The sequence below is a fragment of the Flagellimonas sp. 2504JD4-2 genome (assembly GCF_053642935.1).
Genome location: NZ_JBSIOV010000004.1, coordinates 302,531 through 322,087 on the forward strand (window position 1 = coordinate 302,531; position 19,557 = coordinate 322,087).

14 protein-coding genes are annotated in these 19,557 nt (G+C 37.4%); 10 read left to right on the top strand and 4 right to left on the bottom strand.

The features are described from left to right. From ACULLH_RS16640 to ACULLH_RS16680, 9 genes are all read left to right on the top strand, one after another. Positions 1–1,245 carry a glycoside hydrolase family 57 protein gene (locus ACULLH_RS16640; RefSeq protein WP_454089882.1) on the top strand — a complete coding sequence of 415 codons (1,245 nt, stop codon included), beginning with the start codon at positions 1–3 and terminating at the stop codon, positions 1,243–1,245. Positions 1,246–1,389: 144 nt separating this feature from the next. After that, positions 1,390–1,962 carry an outer membrane beta-barrel protein gene (locus ACULLH_RS16645; protein WP_454089883.1) on the top strand — a complete coding sequence of 191 codons (573 nt, stop codon included), beginning with the start codon at positions 1,390–1,392 and terminating at the stop codon, positions 1,960–1,962. A gap of 590 nt (positions 1,963–2,552) precedes the next feature. Next, on the top strand, positions 2,553–2,999 hold the full coding sequence (locus ACULLH_RS16650) for a RidA family protein (protein WP_454089884.1): 447 nt from the start codon (positions 2,553–2,555) through the stop codon (positions 2,997–2,999). A 14-nt stretch (positions 3,000–3,013) separates the two neighbouring features. Then, positions 3,014–3,667 carry an RraA family protein gene (locus tag ACULLH_RS16655; protein WP_454089885.1) on the top strand — a complete coding sequence of 218 codons (654 nt, stop codon included), beginning with the start codon at positions 3,014–3,016 and terminating at the stop codon, positions 3,665–3,667. A gap of 8 nt (positions 3,668–3,675) precedes the next feature. Further along, a complete protein-coding gene (locus tag ACULLH_RS16660) occupies positions 3,676–5,325 on the top strand; it encodes an acetolactate synthase large subunit (RefSeq protein ID WP_454089886.1) in 1,650 nt (549 codons plus the stop codon). Positions 5,326–5,338: 13 nt separating this feature from the next. Then, on the top strand, positions 5,339–6,658 hold the full coding sequence (locus tag ACULLH_RS16665) for a class-II fumarase/aspartase family protein (RefSeq protein ID WP_454089887.1): 1,320 nt from the start codon (positions 5,339–5,341) through the stop codon (positions 6,656–6,658). 65 nt (positions 6,659–6,723) lie between these two features. Then, on the top strand, positions 6,724–7,440 hold the full coding sequence (locus ACULLH_RS16670) for a flavodoxin family protein (RefSeq protein ID WP_454089888.1): 717 nt from the start codon (positions 6,724–6,726) through the stop codon (positions 7,438–7,440). A gap of 21 nt (positions 7,441–7,461) precedes the next feature. Next, on the top strand, positions 7,462–7,800 hold the full coding sequence (locus ACULLH_RS16675) for a DUF1622 domain-containing protein (RefSeq protein WP_454089889.1): 339 nt from the start codon (positions 7,462–7,464) through the stop codon (positions 7,798–7,800). An 805-nt stretch (positions 7,801–8,605) separates the two neighbouring features. Then, positions 8,606–9,829, top strand: coding sequence for an adenylate/guanylate cyclase domain-containing protein (locus ACULLH_RS16680; RefSeq protein ID WP_454089890.1), 1,224 nt, complete (start codon positions 8,606–8,608; stop codon positions 9,827–9,829). Between the two features lie 232 nt (positions 9,830–10,061). Here the strand turns inward: ACULLH_RS16680 and ACULLH_RS16685 are convergent, their stop codons facing one another. The 4 genes from ACULLH_RS16685 to ACULLH_RS16700 all read right to left on the bottom strand — a co-directional run bounded on the left by ACULLH_RS16685 (position 10,062) and on the right by ACULLH_RS16700 (position 15,825). Beyond that, positions 10,062–10,793 (bottom strand): ion transporter, encoded by a 732-nt coding sequence (locus ACULLH_RS16685; RefSeq protein WP_454089891.1) that lies wholly within the window; start codon positions 10,791–10,793, stop codon positions 10,062–10,064. A gap of 219 nt (positions 10,794–11,012) precedes the next feature. Further along, positions 11,013–12,965: a plastocyanin/azurin family copper-binding protein gene (locus ACULLH_RS16690; RefSeq protein ID WP_454089892.1), complete on the bottom strand. Its 1,953-nt coding sequence runs from the start codon at positions 12,963–12,965 to the stop codon at positions 11,013–11,015. 23 nt (positions 12,966–12,988) lie between these two features. Then, positions 12,989–14,740, bottom strand: a complete 1,752-nt coding sequence (locus ACULLH_RS16695) for a 3-keto-disaccharide hydrolase (protein ID WP_454089893.1) — start codon at positions 14,738–14,740, stop codon at positions 12,989–12,991. 440 nt (positions 14,741–15,180) lie between these two features. Continuing rightward, complete coding sequence (locus ACULLH_RS16700) at positions 15,181–15,825, bottom strand: TetR/AcrR family transcriptional regulator (protein ID WP_454089894.1); 645 nt, start codon at positions 15,823–15,825, stop codon at positions 15,181–15,183. A 383-nt stretch (positions 15,826–16,208) separates the two neighbouring features. Here ACULLH_RS16700 and ACULLH_RS16705 point away from each other — a divergent pair, with 383 nt between their 5' ends. Beyond that, entirely contained in the window at positions 16,209–19,388 is a 3,180-nt protein-coding gene (locus ACULLH_RS16705; RefSeq protein WP_454089895.1) for a carboxypeptidase regulatory-like domain-containing protein, read from the top strand. The last annotated feature ends 169 nt before the right edge of the window (positions 19,389–19,557 follow it).

A 19,557-nucleotide genomic window follows, 5' to 3' on the forward strand; every position in this document is an offset into this window, starting at 1 on the left:
ATGACTTCAGTTTGTTTTTACTTTCAAGTACATCAACCTTACCGGATAAGACAGTTGGATTTTTTTGATGTGGGCCGTTGCAAAAATGTTTTTGATGTCATTCAAAACAGAGCGATACTTGATAAGGTCAGTGAAAAATGTTATCTCCCCACCAATAGATTGATGCTTGACCTTATCGAAAAACATGAAGGAGCCTTTAGAATTAGTTATTCCATATCTGGGGTTGCATTAGAACAATTTGAGAGATGGAGGCCGGATGTTCTTGAGTCTTTTAAGAAGCTTGTACAAACAGGTTGTGTTGAACTTCTTTCGGAAACGTATTACCATTCGTTGAGCAGTTTGTATTCGAAAAGAGAATTTGAAATGCAAATTAAAGAACATAGGAATATGGTCAAAAAGCATTTTGGGATTACACCTACCGTTTTCAGAAATACAGAATTGATATATAATAATGAAATTGCGTCTGTCATATCCGAAATGGGATATGATGGAATAATAGCCGAGGGAGTAGATAAGTACTTGGGATTCAAATCTCCAAATTTCTTACACCATCCCCCAAATAATAAAGAATTTCCAGTTCTTTTAAAAAATTATAAGCTTAGTGATGATATTGCTTTTAGATTTTCGGACAAAAATTGGAGTGGGTTTCCTTTGAGTTCGGAAACCTTTGCACATTGGATGCACGGCCTGGCTGGTAATGGCGATGTCGTAAATCTGTTTATGGACTATGAAACTTTTGGTGAACATCAATGGGCGGAAACAGGGATATTTAATTTTCTCGAATATTTGCCCGAAAACGTTTTAAAACATCCCGATTTTGATTTTAAGACTCCTTATGAAGTAATCCAATCTAAATCTATAAAAGGTGATTACAATGTTCCGGATATAAGTTCTTGGGCGGATACCGAGAGGGATCTATCTGCTTGGAGAAGTAATTCAATCCAGTATGAAGCCTTGCGTAGAATATTTGATTTAGAGCATTCGGTATACAGTACCTGTAATCTAAATTTAATCAGCGTTTGGAAAAAACTCACAACATCCGATCATTTTTATTATATGTCTACAAAGTACTGGGCTGATGGAGATGTACATAAGTATTTTAGCCCTTATAAGACTCCTATTGATGCTTATAATTATTTCATTAACGCTTGTGCACAATTAGAGTACGAATTGGAAAAATCTACAATATCCAAAAGTATTTCTATCAAAAAAAAGCGAAGAACTGGAGAAAAAATCAAAATATGAAATAACTTTTTAATAGGGTGGTGATTTTGATAAAATGATGTTAAAGGCTTAGCCGTATTTTGTCGGTTTGGGAAAAGAATTTGATTGCCCGTTTTTAATATTGTTGAATTTCTTTTGCCCTCTTAAACTATGAAAAGATAACCTATGAACTATTTGATTATGAATATGTATTTTTTTAATGGCATTTTAATAAGATTTGGATATCAAGCCTTAACTCTTTTTGTTTTTTTAGCTTTTCAGAATACCGTACAAGCACAGAAGGGTTGGATAGCGGGCGCTGGACCATCAGTAGAACTCGATCAAGGACTCTATGGGATAAACGCACGCCTGTTTTATGGTATAAACAGTGAATTTTGCTTTGGACCTGAAATAGCATATTTCCCATACGCGACCATCAATGACGAACACGAACTGAGAGTTACAGATCTAAATTTCAATGCACATTACATTTTTGAAGTAACTGAAAGGTTGGGTCTGTATCCATTGACAGGGATTAATTATACCATAGAAAAAGAGCGTATGTTAGAATCTGCATCAGAGTACGAAAAAAAGGAGGAGTTTGGATGGAATTATGGCTTTGGATTGCATTATAATCTCAATAATATTTTTGTTTTTGGTGAATTTAAAGGGATTGTGGGTTCATTGAATGACGAATTCATGACTATTGGAGTGATTTTTAATATTTTCAAAGAAAGTGAAAGTAAAGAAGTTGAATAGAGGTTGAACCTATTAGAGAGAATAAGAAATCTTATTTAATTGGTTAAGTAGTGCAATTCTGAAGCAACATTTGTTAATGTCCCATCGTGCTGCTGTGGATATACATTCAAAACGGATATGTATTCGGAAGACTTGATAATTTAATTTGTCTAAGAATATTGAGAAAGGTTTGGGTTATACAAGTTTTATGATTGATAAAGGATCTGTATTATATGTTTGCTAAAAAAACTCCTAAACCGCTCACAATTTTGCCGCATAAATTAAGTGTTCCTTAAAATTTGACCGTCCGTAAATATATTTTCCCTATAAATGTGATTTTATTTTCCATGATCAAAAACTGATTTTCCAACAAATCTCCAGCACATTCATTTTAGATGGTCTTGTTTGTTAAGTTTAGGTATTTGATATTATTGGTCTTACCTGAAGCTAGGAAATACGGTTTAATGGAAATCTCCACCCACTGTCATATAGACGACACATGGGATTGTATCAATGATTTAACTTGGCGTAATCTTAAAACTACACTGAACAATTGTTTTGGTGCAAAGTATTGGTTTTTAGGTTAATACTGAAAATTTTATTGATAGTAAATGGTTGTAGAAAGACTCAAAGAACTTGGATATGATTATCAGCCTGCAGAAGTTAAAGTTTTTGAATTTCATCAGGCAGTGAGAACGGGGAATCTCATATTTACCTCTGGTCAGACCCCCTTGTTTAAGGGTAAGGGTGCAAAGGGTAAAGTTGGAGAAGAGATAGGGTTAGAGACGGCTTATAAAGCTGCTGAAGTTTGCACATTTAAATGTTTAACGGCCATAGGTTCCATTGCGGATGTGAATGATATCAAAAGGGTGGTGAAGGTTTTTGGAATGGTAAACGTGGGCAAGGACTTCAACAATACATCAGGAGTAATCAATGGAGCTACACATTTCTTAAATAAGTTGTTTCCTGGTAGCGGGCATGCCAGGTCGGCGGTGGGAATGACCATTCCGAACAATTGGGCAGTAGAAGTTGAAATGGTCGTAGAAATGAAATCTTAGTAGACGTAAGAAAAATGGAGAAACTAATAAAAAATTTAGGGGTAGCGGATGTAATTGACGCGATGGGAATGGAATATGACCATAGAGCCCATATCATCCATTTGAAATCACCTGATCCTAACAAAGTTTTATTTGGTCGGGCAGTTACCATTGGATTTATGCCAGTGAGGAAGGACTTTATGGATTCTAAAAAACATAGTTTGGCACCAGCTTTCTATAGGGCGATAGGTCAGGAATCTCCTGTAAAAAAGGTTTTGGTCATGTCAAGTGGGGGTTATCAAAATACTTCATTGGGAGGTGGAACCAAATTGTCTAGGCTAAAAAACCACCAGATGGCAGGTGTATTGTGTGATGGTCAATTAAGAGACTTTGAAGAATTAAATTCTTATGAATTTGCGACCTATTGTAGGGGTGAGACCGTGCGAGCAGGAGGAAATGAAATTCTACCTTATTTGACAAATGTCCCAGTTGTCTTGGATGGAGTCACCGTGTTGCCGGGAGATTATGTGTTTGCCAAGGGCAGTACGGCGGTCATCATCCCTGCAGAAAAGGTAGAGTATATTCTTAAAAAATCAAAGGTAATCATGGATAAAATGGACGAGGTCAAAACAACCTTTATTGGAGAGGATCCTGTTAAAATCTTGAAACAAGGAAGTTCAGAAATTTAAAAAGAAATATGAACGCATCAGAACAAATTGTTGCTGCATTGGCCAACGAAGGTGTGGAATATGTTTTCGGTATTCCCGGTGATGAAAATTTACATTTTATGGAGGCTTTGAGAAAGGAGCCTGACATAAAATTCATTTTATGTAGACATGAACAAGCGGCAGGCTTTATGGCGGCCTCATATGGCCGGTTGACAGGGAAATTGGCTGTTGCTATGGCCACTTTAGGCGCTGGGGCGACCAACTTAACAACGGCTGTCGCCCATGCTTATCTTGCGGGTATGCCAATGCTGGTAATAACTGGGCAAAAAGCGATAAGAGATAATAAGATGGGGATGTATCAACTGGTTGATGTAGTAGATATAATGCGCCCGATAACTAAATTTACTACTTCTGTTCCTTCGGGTTTGATGCTAGGATCTCTTGTTAGACAGGCAATGATGAGTGCATTGAGTGATAAAATGGGCCCTGCTCACCTGGAAATTCCTGAAGATATCTTACGTGACAAAGAATTAGGTGCTTTAGTTCCCTGCAGACATGGGGATAAACCCATTCCATCAAATGAAAGCATTTTAAAAGCTGTCAATTTATTGGAGAACGCAAAGAGTCCTTTGATTATGGTTGGGGGAGGTACCCGAGCCAATCGTCCTGAGGTTTCGGCAGCTCTTCGGAAATTAATTGACCAGACCAAGATCCCATTCATTGCTACCATGATGGGGAAAGGTGTTGCCCTGGAAAAAGGCCCTCTATATGTGGGGACCACTATCATGCCTGGTGATTACACGCACTGTGCGGTTAAGGCTGCCGATGTCATTTTAAATGTTGGTCATGATGTTCAGGAGAAACCCACTTTTCAAATGAGTCCAGGGGGATTAAAAACGGTGATTCACCTTAATCCCTATGCAGCTATGGGAGATCCTATTTATTTTCCGCAGCACCAAGTAATTGGAGATATGGCTGTGGCTCTGAATGAAATTGCGAAATATTTAAGGCCAAATCCCAATTGGGATCATTCCATTATGCTTAGTGCTTCAATAAAGATGGATGAAAGTATCCATAAAAACGATCAACAAACTTCGTTTCCCGCACATCCGGGATATGTGGTGAGCACACTTCGGAATTTTATGGGGGAAAACGATATCATTTCGTTGGACAATGGAATACACATGATGTGGATGGCAAGAAATTATGGAGCCTTTGAACCTAACACCATGTTGATTGATCATGCACTGGGTAGTATGGGGATCAGTCTTCCCGCGGCTATCTCCGCAAAATTGGTATATCCAGAAAGGAAGGTTGTTGTAGTGACTGGAGATGGTGGTTTTATGATGAATAGCCAGGAAATCGAAACTGCGGTTCGATTGAAGCTTGACTTGATTATTATAATTTTCAATGATAGTGGCTTGGGAATGATTGATATAAAACAAAGAGCTGATGGATACGGGAATTATGGGGTGAATTTTGACAACCCAGATTTTGTAGCCTACGCTAACAGTTTTGGGGCATTTGGTCATAGATTGGAAAATCCGGTCGATTTCAAAAACATTTTGGAAGATGCCCATGGCCAGGGAGGGGTTCATGTAATTGATGTTCCTGTGGACAAAAAACAAAACATGATGCTTTTGAAGGAAATGAAAATGACTGACTGTTCAAAGCTATAGAATCATCACAAGAATGACCTTTCGAAGTTCTATAATGGACTATCTGTTCTCCGACGAGTATATGGTCAGTAAATATCTGCACGTTGAAGTTAATTTAGCAAAAGTGCAAGCTGAATTGGGAGTGATTCCAAAGGGTGTTGACAAAACTATTGCCTCCATCGCATTGTTGTCCAATATTGATATGTGTCGATATAGGAGAGATTTTGACAGGATTGGTTTTCCAATTGTTGGATTGTTGGAACAAATAAATGAAAAATTACCAGAAGACCTAAATGGATATTTGCACTGGGGCGCCACAACTCAAGATATCATGGATACCGGATTAGTTTTGACTCTAAAAGAGGTTGTGGAGATTTACTGTGAAGAAATTAATGGCCTTATCAGCCAATTGGCTGATAAGGCAAAAAAACATAAAAATACAATGATGGTCGGCCGAAGCCAGTTGCAACATGGTATTCCGATTACATTTGGGTATAAAGTTGTTGTATGGATAGCACCCTTAAAAAGACATTTAAACCGTTTAAAACAGTTAAAAGCAAGACTTGGACAATTGCAATTTGGAGGCGCTATGGGAACAATGGCTGCGTTGGGAGAAGTTGGATTTTCTGTTAGGGAGCGGTTAGCTGATGCCCTAGATTTGGAAAACCCAATACTTTCATGGCATACTCAGAGAGACAATCTGATGGAGTTTATGTCACTCATTGGTTCTTTGAGTGGGAGTATTTCCAAGATAGCACAAGATATCTTGTTTATGACTCAATCTGAAGTTTCTGAAATTACGGAAAAGAGCAACGGCAAAAGTTCAACTATGCCCAACAAAAATAATCCAATAAATACACAAAAAGTGTTGGTTGCATGCAAATTGGCGCGTGGAGATTTACAGTTAATGAACGAAGCAATGGTCCAGGAACATGAGCGAGGTTCAGGAACTTGGCAAATAGAATGGCAATTGATTCCCAGTATCGTATCACACACATTTTATGCTCTGAATATGTTGAATTCCATGTTTCGAAATGTAATTGAAATCAACGGAAAGAACATGATCAAAAATCTCAATCTTTCTGAAACTGTTTATGCCGAAGGGTTAATGATGGCTTTGGCTCCATTTATTGGTAGGCAAAAGGCACACCACCTTGTTGATACAACTCTAATACAAACTGGAGATCAGGGTAGTTTCAAGCAAACCGTATTCACAATTAAGGAAATAACCAATGTATTGTCAAAAGAAAAGATTGAAAAGGTGTTTTCAGGAAAAATACATATGGAAATGGCCGAAGAACTTACAAAGAGATTTCTAGATGATTTAGATGCGAACAACAAATTTGAAGGGTAAAGTTGATGTAATCAAGGGGAACCGAAAACCTTAAATAGAGTAGGAAAAAATAAAAGATTTTGAAGATGGAAAAATTAAAAGTTCTTGTACTAAATTGTACCATAAAATACAGTCCCGAGGTTTCCAATACTGAAGCTTTGGCCAATATGTTGTCAAATAGACTAAAGGAAGTACATGATAACTTGGATTTGGAAATGATTAGGGTAACCGATTTTAATGTGAAATTCGGTGGCGCAAGCAACGATATGGGCCATGGTGACGAATGGCCGATTATTTTAGAAAAGGTAAAACAATGTGACATATTCATTATGGCAATGCCAATTTGGATGGGGGTGCGATGTTCGGTCGGACAGATGGTCATTGAACGATTAGATGGAACAACTAAGGGCAATGATGCTCAATTTCCATTGTACAACACTGTTGCAGGTGTCGTTGTAACTGGAAATGAGGATGGAGCACATGATGTTGCGTCAAACACTTTGTATAATCTTGCACATTTTGGATGTACAATACCGCCAAACACTGACGTATACTGGGTTGGTGATGCAGGCCCTGGTGCTAGTTTTATTGAGGCCAAAGGGGGATTGAGTCCTTATGTGCAAAGAAACATTGAGCTTACTGCTCAGAATTTGATACATGGGGCACTTATGTTGAAAAAAATGCCCTACCCAATTGATATAAGACCAATTATGATGAAAATGAAAAAGCAAATGGAACTTAAAGGAAAGGTCATGAAGGAAGCTACAGAGAAATTTAAAGCAGGTTTGGACAATTTATTATAATATCATAGAATAGTTATATATATGGAAACGATCAAAGAAATTATTTCAACCATTGGCGAAGTAATCGATTTAATAGGGGTCACTATTCTGCTTTATGGTTTTGTCAAAATATTCATAAAATATACAATTACGGAATTTGTTAAAAAGCCTTTCAAGACACCAATTAGAAGTCTTCAAAAGTTGCGATGTGAGATAGGAATTTATATTCTTTTGGCTCTAGATTTACTAATAACATCCGATATCATTCATACCATTATGGATATCACACAGGAACAACTGATTGAACTTGCCATAATGATTGTGTTAAGGACAGGAATTGGCTTTTTCTTAGGTAAGGAGGTAGAAGAACTTCATGATTGATTTATAGGCTTTTTTGGGAAATCATCAGGTCAATATTCATGAAGTCGAATGAAAAAGATTACGGGGTTTAATATTACATGCTAAAAGAGGTATTAGGAGACAGTTAGAATGTTCCTCCGATTAAATGAGCAACATATTTTTAATATCAATATTGACAAATGGTAAATTGGAAAGTTGTACTCTAGGATATTGAAAAGTTGTATTTATTTCAATTGGCGGTCTACCTTTCTAAATCTGCCCAAAATAGAACCCTCAAAAAGATGTGACCAGTGCAACACAAGATGATAAAAGAATTGGTTTATTTTTTTAAAAGGCCACAAAAAGAAACCGAAACCAATGTACCTGAAGGATTTTGTCCAAATTGCTGGGGAAAACAAGAGTACGGCAATGTGGTAAGGACAATGTTCAAGGATAAACAAATAGAAGTAAACAATCATAGGCAGAGTTATTCCTTTATAAGGGATTTTGTTGTTACCCATGTAGATGGAATCCATCTAAAAAAGGGAAATAATAGTTTAGAGTGCCCAACATGTCACATAAAGTATGATGATATCAAAAATGGGTGAAATGTTCAGCTTGGGTTAAGGATTATTTGGTTTACAAGGGGGAGGGGTAAGTTATATCAATAAAGATTGAGTATGAATCACCCGATGCGGTCTGTTTCATGGTAACCAAAATCCAATGGTATGTGGGCCGAGATATGGGTGGTTACATTGTCTGTTTACGGGCAATGCGGAAGACCTAAATTTTCCCAGTTTCGGAAGGAGTAAATAACATATGCAAATGTGTGGATAAATCTAGTATTATGGTTGCGCCAATAATTCCAGAAAATGAAGAGCAAAGGCTAACAGAGTTACTTTCTCTAAATTTATCGTCTGTTGATGTTAAGAAACAGTTTGATGGGGTTGTAACTGTCCTTTCTAAATGTTTGGAAGTGCCCATTGCATATATATCTACCATTGAAAGTAAAAACCAAATCATACATTCCTCTTGCGGATTGGATTTTAACTCGTCGGATAGATCTACGTCTTTTTGTGGTCATACCATATTACAGAGTACCCCACTAATTATTGAGGATACATTGGAAGATGAGCGTTTTTTTGATAACCCTATGGTTATTAATGACCCAAAAATTCGATTTTATGCTGGTTATCCTTTATCAAGTCAAGAAGGGTTCAATGTAGGCGCCTTGTGTATTGCAGATTATGTGCCTAGAAAACTCAATAAAACCGAGATCAAAATTCTTAAAATCATAGGAAAGCTTCTCAACGAAAGAATATGGTTAAACAACATTAGTGGACTACAAGGACGGATTGCGGATTCCAGAAGACAACTGGAAAAATTAAACCTCGAACTCTCAGAATCTAACCAATTCTATCAGAATATATTTGGACAATATATGAGCCAATCTTTATTGGAAAAGGTGATTTCGAATAAAAGAGAGACGAAACTAGGTGGAGAAGAAAGAAACGTTACCGTTTTGATAAGTGACTTAAGGGGTTTTTCTAACTTATCAAAGAATTACAAACCAAATATAGTCCTGGAAATACTTAATATTTATTTTGAGGAAATGATAGAGATAATTCATAACCACGAGGGGTACATCAATGAGATACTTGGGGATGGTATTTTAGTGGTTTTTGGGGCTCCCCGTCATGTGGGAAATTGTGCACTTAAGGCTGTGAAGTGCGCAAAATTAATGCAAAAGGGCCTAAAACGGGTCAATAAAAAACTTCAAGTAATGGGATATCCTAATTTGGAGATGGGTATAGGAATAAACAGTGGAAATTTAATTGTAGGGAATATAGGATCCAAAAAAAGGATGAAGTATGGAGTGGTCGGGGAAACAATAAATATAGCTTCAAGAATAGAAGCCTTAACCATATCTGGACAAATTTTGGTTTCTGAAAATACGTATAAAAAATTAGGAGATAAAACCAAAACATTGGGTAGGATGCGAACAAAAGTAAAAGGAGCCGAAGACCCAATTGTGATTTATGATCTCTCGGAACTTTCTGGAAACCAATAAAACCTAACATGTGAAATAGAAGGAAAGATTTCGGTTTTGTTTTCAAGGAATCTATTGATTGCTCGGAGACAATCAATTCGGTATTTGGATTGTCTTTCTTTGATAGATGGGATGGTTTGAACTACAACTATTTTAATTTAGATTGTAACTGTAGGTAATTACTTGTGGCATTGCGCATGATAAAAGGTTTTCGGGATGCCAAGATCAGATTTTATTTCAGTGAGGTGTAACTTTATTGTTTTAATTTCTCAGTTGTGCCCTCCTCTTCAATTTGTCTAGCCTTTGTTAGTGCAGTGGCGACCAGTCCAGCTGGAACGGTCACTATACCTATTCCAATTATGAGGACAAAAAAAGTGAATATTTTTCCTCCTATTGTGATAGGCAGGACATCGCCATACCCAACAGTGGTGAGAGTAACGATTGACCACCAAAGACTATGAAAGATGGAACTGAAAACCTCAGGTTGGGCATCATATTCAAAGAAATAAATTCCAGATGCGGTCAAGAATATTAAAATTGCGGTTACGAGAAAGAAAAGGATTATTTCCTCCTTGACTATGACGGCTGCGATGTGAAACCGTCTTAATGCTCTATTGTACCGAATGAGTTTTAATGCACGAAATATCCTAAAAATACGAAAAACGCGTAATGCCCTTAAATCAACGGCAACCTTTAAATAAAACGGTAAAATTGCAAGTAAATCAATTATACCATAAAAACTAAAAATATACTTAATAGGTTTTTTTGCGACAAATATGCGGAGCAAATATTCGATGGAAAAGATTATGACACAACCAAGTTCAACTATGTTGAGAATTTTTGTTGCTCTTTCCGAATTATTTGGGAGTGTTTCAATCGCAAATGAAACCAAAGAAATAAGAATTAGGACCTGTATGAAATAATCGAATATTTTACCACTCTGGGTGGTATTGTCTTCAATTACCTTTCTGATATTCTCTTTCATCAAAGCCATTCTAAACTTAGGAGTTGCAAAACTCCAGATGGAGTTTGTTTAAACCCAAAAGTTACATAAAAAATGGGTGAATATATCCTTAAAATGACACCATAATCTAAGTTTTCAAGGGGAATTTATATGTGAGGTTTTGGATGAAGGAAATTTACCCTAAAAATAGAAATACTTGATTAATTTGCTTCTACAACTTAAATTATTAGTGCCTTATATTTATTTTACAATCAATTTAGTTCTCATAATTTGTGAGTGCCCTGGGAATGTGCATACAATCCAATATTCGCCAGGTTCACTTGGAGCTTCGAAAAAAATACTTTCCTGTGCTTCTGGTTTTACAACACCAGTGTGGTAAAGTACCAAATCCGTAAATGGGACGTAATTCAAATCTGCACCGTCAAGACCTAGTTTTAAGGCCATATCACCAACTTTATCAACAGAAGAAACTCCTTTTTTGGTAATAACCAAATTATGAAGCATATCATCATTATTGTTAAAAGTCAATTCAATTTTTTTTCTCTTGGCTATTATTATTTCATCAACATTATATTTTAAGCCTGGCTTTGTGCCGATAACAATGCTTCTTTCCGGGCCATTTGACCAACTAATAGGCATCGTGTTGGTTCGTTTCGGTTGCTCTATCTTTTTGACGACCGACTGTTTGGGGGTCATCGAGTTTGAGGTAAAGCTACCACTGGGCAATTGATTCAATGTATAATAGCCCTTATTATGCAGTAATTTTTCACCAGAAATAGATTTTAAGTCAGGTATCTTTATTTCATGGATATATCCCTGTCGTAATCCCTGAATTGTTAATTTGACGGACAAACCATCTTCTCCCACTTCTGCCTTTTGTATAATAGCTTTTTCTTGATTGATAATTGGGCTTCCATAAGAATTATGGTATTTATATGTAAAACTGGTCATCTCATAGGAAGCTTTTTGATTTCCGAGCAGTCTATTGACAGGCTGTGTGAACTCCAATAAAAATCCATCATCTTGAGCTTTCATAGTTTTAATTTCAAATGGTGTTTTTCCACTCCAAACCAATCGTTGTAAACCAAAAGACTTGGGTCCGGTAGATGGCCAGCCTCTACTGGTCATGCCAACAAACATGCTATTGTCACTTCCCCAGATCATCCGTAAAATTCCTGAAGAGAAGCCTTCAACAAAGGGAAACACCGCTCCCTGATATACCCCGTTCACCTTTTCCATGTACACCCTCATGATCTTGCTGTGACCTTGGTCACCTACAAACAATTGATTTTCAAAAGGTCCAAATCCTCCTTTCGTAGTATCAAACAAAAGGTCCGACGTAGAGATACCTAGTATGGCGTGAGGTAGCCAAATTGCTGGAGCTTTTAATTCAGGTACTTTTTTGGTATATTCAAATAACGTCAGTCCTGATTGAGGTTCAATATCTTCCTTTTTTAGTTTTAAGGGTGATTTTTCATCATCTGTCCATATTAACCCTTCTGGATTTCCGGCAAAATCTCCTTTTTCCAATTGAGTAATTCTCCCTGATCCTACCCAACCGCCTTGATTTTCGGAATAAAAAACAGCTCCTTCGTCATTGACAACAAATCCGGCAGGAGAACGTAATCCACTTGCAACTGGTTCCATTTCCCCTTGTTGTGAAATTTGCAAAAGCCATCCTCGCCATTTTGCCAAGCTTGCCCCATATCCTATCCAGGATAGATTCAGAGTAACCAACATATCTCCATTTGGCAAAAACTTAGGGCCATATGAATATTCATGATAATTTCCTGAAAGCGGCCAAGAATATATTGTTTTATATACGTCTGCTATATCATCTCTGTTTTTATCAATTAATTGTGTCAACTCGCCACGTTGCGCAAGATAAAAACTGTTGTTCCGATAGGTCAGTCCCAATGCTTCATGCAGGCCATGTGCAAATCTTTTGAATACAGGTGTTTCACTATATGGCTTATCTATTAACCATACATCTCCCCTGCGTGTGGAGACTCCAAGTTTATCGTTGTCTGTAAGTGCTAAACCGCCTACTTCTAACGATATGTCTTCAGGAATTGGCACATCAACAATTTTATAATATTTCGACTCTTCCGTTGATGCATGGGATTGAGCGTTCAAGACCAAAGCCGGACTTGAAGCCAATAGAAGACATAATTTGATTGATTTATATATCATTTTGTGCTTTTAATTTAAAATATCTACCAGAGGACGCTATATTCAAAACCTTGTTTTCCAGATGGAATTTTAACCACTAATTCCATTTTCTCATCAGTACGTCTAATTATTGGCGTGGGACCATCAAGCGAATCTATAATGACAAAGTAACTTTCGTCATTAATGATATAAGAGTTGTCTGGCAATTTTTGGATGTTCATACCGTCACCGATTTTAAACCAGATTGGCTTATCACCATGACTATGGATTTTTCTGGTGAATTTTCGGATCGATTTGGCAGGGATTATTTTGTCTTTTATCTTGTTTTCTTCTAAATCTAAAATAAATATGGGCAAACCATCATCGTCAAATTCATAGCCGAGGGATTTGAAACGACCTACTTCGAATATTTCCTTTGGCCAAGGAGAACTGTTGTTCTCCAAAATTGCAAAATCCAAGTCCCCATGGAACATTACCGTTAAATCCAAAGGGGTCATTAATTGTTTTGTGCCTCTTGAATGCCACATTTCTGATGCATCGATAAAGTCACCCTTCCAAGCGCTAAGTAAAGCTCCTTTATTTAAATCATAACTGTAATTGATGCCTTCTGGAGTCCCCACGGTTATACAATGGGTCCTTTTCTTTTTTTTATGCATTAGAAATCCTCGCTGAGTTATTGTCCTATTAGCAGGGTCAACCGTTATCTGATTAACATGATTTCCTCTTTTCTTCATAATTGAGCTTGGGGCATGTAATGCTTGTTTTTGCAAACCAGGTCCTTCTACGAATAAAGAAAATCCCGTTTGCCAAATATTATGTTTATTGTACACCATTTTAAAAGGGATGTTTCCCTTAGTAAGATTTACTTTTGCATAGGCAACAGAATCCATCATGTAATTGCCATCCCGATTTAGTATAGTGTCTTTGTCAAGAATGAATAATGCGCCACCAGAATTGACGTTAAGTTCAAAAAGGTAATCGCCTTCTGTTGGAATATTGAGTTTTCCATTAAAATCCAGTATGCGCTTAACTTCTCCTCCTAAGAACATTGTTGCGGATATTGTGTCGGTTGAAAACTCTCTCAGGGGTTGTAAAGTGGCCATATTGGGCAAAGTTTCCCCAGGACTTTCATATTCTTTTGCATTTAATTCTGAAATTGATACTTCCTTATCTTCATAAAGTTTGTATTTTAAGTTTTTTAGGGCAATTGGTCCGTGATCACCTTGAATCATTAGTGGGCCTAATTCCCGCTCGTCACTAAATAATGCTGCTCTTGTTGGTCCACTCAACTCAATATCGTTGTGAATGAGCATCCCATTTAACCAAACTTCTTCAAAACGCGCATTTTTTATTTTTTCACCTTTTTCGTCAAATTTAGGAGCCTGGAATAAAATCTTAAAACGTTGCCAAAGACCTGGTGCTTTCGAAGCGTTAATTTGTGGAGTATATCCTTCAAAGCCATTGTTGGTTGCTTTTTCTGTATCCCACCGTTCGTAAATACCTCCCATATCTCCATAGGATATACTGTCTCTACCCCAGCTATCAAATATTTGAATTTCGTACCTGCCCTGAAAATATAACCCCGAGTTAGACGAAACAGGAAGCATGACATCGACTTCTAATTCTATGTCGCCATGTTCAAATTTTGTGAGCAGATTCGAGTTGTTGTTTTCCGAGGGAGTATTTATGAGTATACCTGAACCTTCTGTAAAATCAATGTTCAGTAATTCAGACCGGTTGACATAGGTATCACCGACTATTTTCCAATTATCCGCGGCAGATCTGAATGCGTTCATGTTGTTAAGTTGAACTGACTTAAATGGTAGGATATGTTCTATTCTTTTCTGCGAAATTTTAATTTCCGTTCTCGATTTTTGCGTACAGCATACTATTAATGGGAAAGAAAAGAGAAAAATGAGATATCTGGATTTATTCATATTTTGATTTTATCAAAGCCAAGCTGCCAAAAGATCTAGGCATCTTGAACATTGCATTAAGAAATGAGTGCTTCTTGGTTTTTTAAGTTGGTTTGATAATAAGCGACCGTTGTGCTTCATTAAATCGTTACGCTTAATTAATTTGGATTTTGCTTGAAGGTGACATACATCATTTCAACCTTGCTGTTCTTTAATCTGTAATTCTTTCGCATATATTTTATAGTATTTATTTTTAAGTGCAGGGAGATTTTGCTCAAATGAAAAGATTTCTGCCGTTCTGAGACTTATACCACCCAGTACTACCTATCATATTCGGAATATTTTTCTAGTTTGGGAAGTATCTCTAAATTGAATTTGTCAAGTCCTTTTTTGGTCATATGGTTTAATAAAAGCTCCCATATATAAACAACCATGTTTGCCTCTTGTGTTGAATAAATATTTGTGAGGACCGTTTCCTGAGCCTTCCAAAAAGTAATTAAGATTCTAATCGAGTGTTGTAATCTTGCATACATTCCTTTTCGTGGCTCTTCTTTAAAATAGCCATGGGCAATGAAAGCCTTAAAAAAACTTCTTGTCTGCTCTTTCCTGATTTGTAACGTGTCATGGAATAGAGCGCCTATGGTTTCAAAATTTCGTGCTATTTCTAAAATATCTCGGTTGAAAAAGGCATATTTATCATGAAATTCCTTAAGAGTTTCAAGAAGTTCATGGAAATGAAGATACGGGTCATGACTTATTAATTTTTCTTCGTAAACGCCTGAAATTTCCTTGCGCATTTCAAGGTAAATAGCATAAAGTAGGGCCTCTTTGTTCTTAAAATGGTATTCGAGATTGCCGTGACTCATGCCAAGGGATTTAGCCAAATCCCTACTGGTAACATTGGTTACCCCATATTTGTTATAGTATTGTACAGCTTTGCTGATAATTCTTTGTTTTGTTTTCATTTTGTCAGTTGAAAATATCCGCTTCCTAAGTCTTTCAAAAAAATCAAATGTAATGCATTTTTAGGTCATATGTACTATTTTATATGCTCCTATTACTTAGAGTGGAAATCTATAATGTAATCATAATATTTTATTGAGGTATAGTGTTTTGAAAAGATAAGAGCAGGTATTTTGGGTAAACAAATATTTAAAAATAGGGCAAATGCCCTATTTTTAAATATTTTTTATATATTTGACAAATATGGAGAGGGAAGAGTGTGTGATTTGTTGAGTTTTTAACTCCTTTTTTATAAAATCAGAAATTATGAAAAAGCTTTTTGGATGAGTTATTTGAGAGAGTAGAAGAATTAAACATGATAAATAACCCAAAATCAATGATAATTATGAAAATTATTTTTAAAACAAGATGTTTAATCTTGTTATCGCTGGCCTTGGCCAGTTTTGTCAGCAACGCTCAGGGCACGGAAACCTTGGTTCGGGGTAAAGTTTTTGATGGGACTACCAACGAACCTTTGATGGGGGCTACAATTGTTGCTAAAAACGAAAGTACGGGTTCCATAGCGGGAACAGTAACGGGTATGGATGGATCATTTAGTCTTCGTGAACTTCCCATTGGAGGGGCGTACATTTTCGAAGTTTCTTATATAGGATATTCAACTATACAATACAAAGGATATCAACTGAAACAGGGAACAAATATTGATCTAGGTAACGTCATGTTGTCGCAGGGCGAGCAATTGGATGAGGTTGTTGTTTTGGGGCGTGAGAATAATTTTACCAGCAGGGTAGATGCAGGTGCGGCTTTATCCATTAGTCGTCAGGTATTAGACCTTATACCAACTGCTTCTAGGGATTTTAAAGATTTGGCAAATTTTTCGCCACAGGCTAGCATTCCTATAAACAATGAACGGTATGGTATTTCGTTGGCGGGAGTGAAATCAACAAGCGTTGGTTATACTATTGATGGAGCAAATGCAAGAAGGGGTGTTTTTGGGGGTACATCCACCGATGCAGCCTTTATTATTTCACAAGAGGCTGTAGAGGAATTTAGGGTGGAGACTAATAATTATAATGTAGTGGGTCCGAGAAATGGTGGCGGGGCCATAAAAGCTATTACAAAGAGAGGGACCAATGATTTTAGCACATCGGCATGGTCTTATTATACAGGGAATTCACTTTCTCAGGATGAGGATTTTAGAGGGAATCAAATAGGCGGAGAAGCAGGGAATTCGTTTGACAACTGGCAAGCTGGATTTAGGGTCAGTGGACCTATAATAAAAGACAAGCTAACATATTTTGCCCTTTATGACCGTTATGCGCAAAATGCCCCTGATGGTACCAGCTTACTGAACTACGATCTCTTTACCGCACAGGAACAACAAGGGATAGAGCAGTCCGATGTGGAGCGTTTGCTGAACCTTTTGGAGGACAATTCTGTAATTGAGGATGGTTCATTGGCTGCACAGACAGGAACATTTCAAAAAAATGATGTGACACAAAACTTCTTTTTAAGAATGGATTGGGACATAGATAAAGTACATAAACTTACAGGAAGATTCTCGTACCTTGATTTTGTGGGCACCTACAATGCCGCAAATGTTTTTGTGAGTCATATGATTGCAGATAGACGCTTTGGTTGGGCAAATAAATCCTTTAAGGGTTTATTGAATCTTAAATCCTATTTTGAAAATGGAAGTTTCAACGATTTTAAATTGAACATATCAACTGATAACCGTTTCCTTACAATCCCTGGGGAACATTTTCCATCCGTTAGTGTTGGTATCGGTGAAAGTGGTGTGGCATTTGGTTCGCCTTGGTGGGGTGGAGAAGAAATATACTCTACCCAGTATCAACTGATAAATGATTTCAACTTTACTACTGATAATGGTTGGAATGTTACACTTGGAACAGACAACATAATTCACAGGTCTCGAGAATTCTATCCTCATTTCACGGCTTCAGTAATAGCTTATGATAATTTGGATGACTTGGAAAATGATGTGTCAAGCTCTTGGACAAGATTGGTTCCTGCCGATGGGCAGCCAGCTCGCAGGTATTATCAATATCCACTGTTGGAAGTTTCCCTTTATGCGCAATTTTCCAAGTATCTTACAGATGACCTGAAATTGGATGCCGGGTTGAGATGGGACGGTTATAGTATTTCTGAAAAATCACAAGAAAACCCTGCTTTGGACCCACTGGGTATTCAAACAGCACAAGGGATATCGGATTTTAACAATGTTCAACCCAGGTTCAATTTAACTTGGGATGTTAACGGTGAAAACAAAGATATACTTAAGCTGGGGGCCGGTGCATTTTCAAGCGAGCCAACAACACATGCCTATACCTTTGCCTTAAGGGGGAATGGGTTGGATTATAGGCAAATAACCATTGATGGCAATAGTTCTGCTGCAGCTCAACAGTTGGTTGGAGGCAGTTGGAAAAGACGTTTGAGCGAACAACCTTCGGCTGATCAGCTGGATGCTGCTGGCGCTAACATTTTTGACGTTCCAACAGATATTGTAACCGTTGCGGATGATTTTCAAACACCTATGACTTGGAAAGCCAATTTCACCTACCTTCATAATTTTAACGATTGGTTCTCAGCCAGTATATCGGGATATTATGCGAATACTATTAAACAGTCTTATTTTGAGGATATTAACAAAACAGTCCGTTTAGATGGTAGCGGAGCACCAGAACTGGCCGCTGATGGTAGGATGCAATATGTAAATTCCAATCCGGATTTTGGCAGTGTTCTTGTATTCAAGAATGCAGATTGGTCGGCAACTTATCTGGGTTTGACGGCTGAAGCAACTTTCAGACACAAAGGAGGTGTCTTAAACCTTTCATATACTACAGGAGATCAAAAAGGGGAATCTTTTTATGGAGCTGGCAGTGCTTGGTTGCAAGGACAAGGGATTGGCCGATCCTATGAAGACTACTCTTCGCAAGTTGGTGATTGGAGTAGCGGTTATGTTATCAACAATAAATTTGTGGCAATATTGTCATCTCCCAGCTTTCATGGTTTTACAGTATCTGGATCTCTGACCACTGGTCAATATGAACGATTTTCAGTTGTAACCGGTAATGATGTAAATGGTATAGCCAATGAAGGTGGCGGAGATGGAAGAGTGCGTGCGGGGGATTTGGCTTTTATTTTTGACCCTGATGACCCGAACACCCCAACCGATATTGCACAAGACATGCAAACACTTTTGGCCAATACATCTTCTGAATATAGAGATGCTCTGTTAGAGAATATGGGTGATTTTGCGGATCAGAACACTGGCAGACAACCTTGGCAAACAATTACTAACCTATCAGTGACCAAAAGGTTTGAGTTTGAGAATGTGAATATATCAGCAAGGATGGATGTATTTAACCCTCAAAACCTTCTAAGCAGCGATTCGGGATACAATGAGGTGATTACGAACCTTAACTTATATAACATTGATGGTGCTGGTAATATAGCTATCAATCCAAATGCTGGGACAAAGGTAAACGTGTTTAATCCAGAAGCTTTGTCAAGGATTCAATTGGGGTTAAAGGTGCAGTTTTAATTGGAAGTTAACCTTATTTTTTTCTGATGTAATTAAGTTCGCTTTGGGGAGTAAAATTTAGATGACGGATTTCTGTAGCCACTTCCCAAAGCGATTGACTTATATACATAAATTGATTTTCTGAGTGTAAATAGATCTGTTTCTTGGTGAGCATTCATAGGAAATATGA

Bases quoted from the DNA above. Each gene is read 5' to 3' on its own strand.
- ACULLH_RS16705 (WP_454089895.1), top strand. From the start codon at position 16,209: ATGAAAATTATTTTTAAAACAAGATGTTTAATCTTGTTATCGCTGGCC.
- ACULLH_RS16640 (WP_454089882.1), top strand. From the start codon at position 1: ATGACTTCAGTTTGTTTTTACTTTCAAGTACATCAACCTTACCGGATA.
- ACULLH_RS16680 (WP_454089890.1), top strand. From the start codon at position 8,606: ATGGTTGCGCCAATAATTCCAGAAAATGAAGAGCAAAGGCTAACAGAG.
- ACULLH_RS16655 (WP_454089885.1), top strand. From the start codon at position 3,014: ATGGAGAAACTAATAAAAAATTTAGGGGTAGCGGATGTAATTGACGCG.
- ACULLH_RS16660 (WP_454089886.1), top strand. From the start codon at position 3,676: ATGAACGCATCAGAACAAATTGTTGCTGCATTGGCCAACGAAGGTGTG.
- ACULLH_RS16670 (WP_454089888.1), top strand. From the start codon at position 6,724: ATGGAAAAATTAAAAGTTCTTGTACTAAATTGTACCATAAAATACAGT.
- ACULLH_RS16675 (WP_454089889.1), top strand. From the start codon at position 7,462: ATGGAAACGATCAAAGAAATTATTTCAACCATTGGCGAAGTAATCGAT.
- ACULLH_RS16700 (WP_454089894.1), bottom strand. From the start codon at position 15,825: ATGAAAACAAAACAAAGAATTATCAGCAAAGCTGTACAATACTATAAC.
- ACULLH_RS16650 (WP_454089884.1), top strand. From the start codon at position 2,553: ATGGTTGTAGAAAGACTCAAAGAACTTGGATATGATTATCAGCCTGCA.
- ACULLH_RS16690 (WP_454089892.1), bottom strand. From the start codon at position 12,965: ATGATATATAAATCAATCAAATTATGTCTTCTATTGGCTTCAAGTCCG.
- ACULLH_RS16645 (WP_454089883.1), top strand. From the start codon at position 1,390: ATGAACTATTTGATTATGAATATGTATTTTTTTAATGGCATTTTAATA.
- ACULLH_RS16685 (WP_454089891.1), bottom strand. From the start codon at position 10,793: ATGAAAGAGAATATCAGAAAGGTAATTGAAGACAATACCACCCAGAGT.
- ACULLH_RS16695 (WP_454089893.1), bottom strand. From the start codon at position 14,740: ATGAACGCATTCAGATCTGCCGCGGATAATTGGAAAATAGTCGGTGAT.
- ACULLH_RS16665 (WP_454089887.1), top strand. From the start codon at position 5,339: ATGACCTTTCGAAGTTCTATAATGGACTATCTGTTCTCCGACGAGTAT.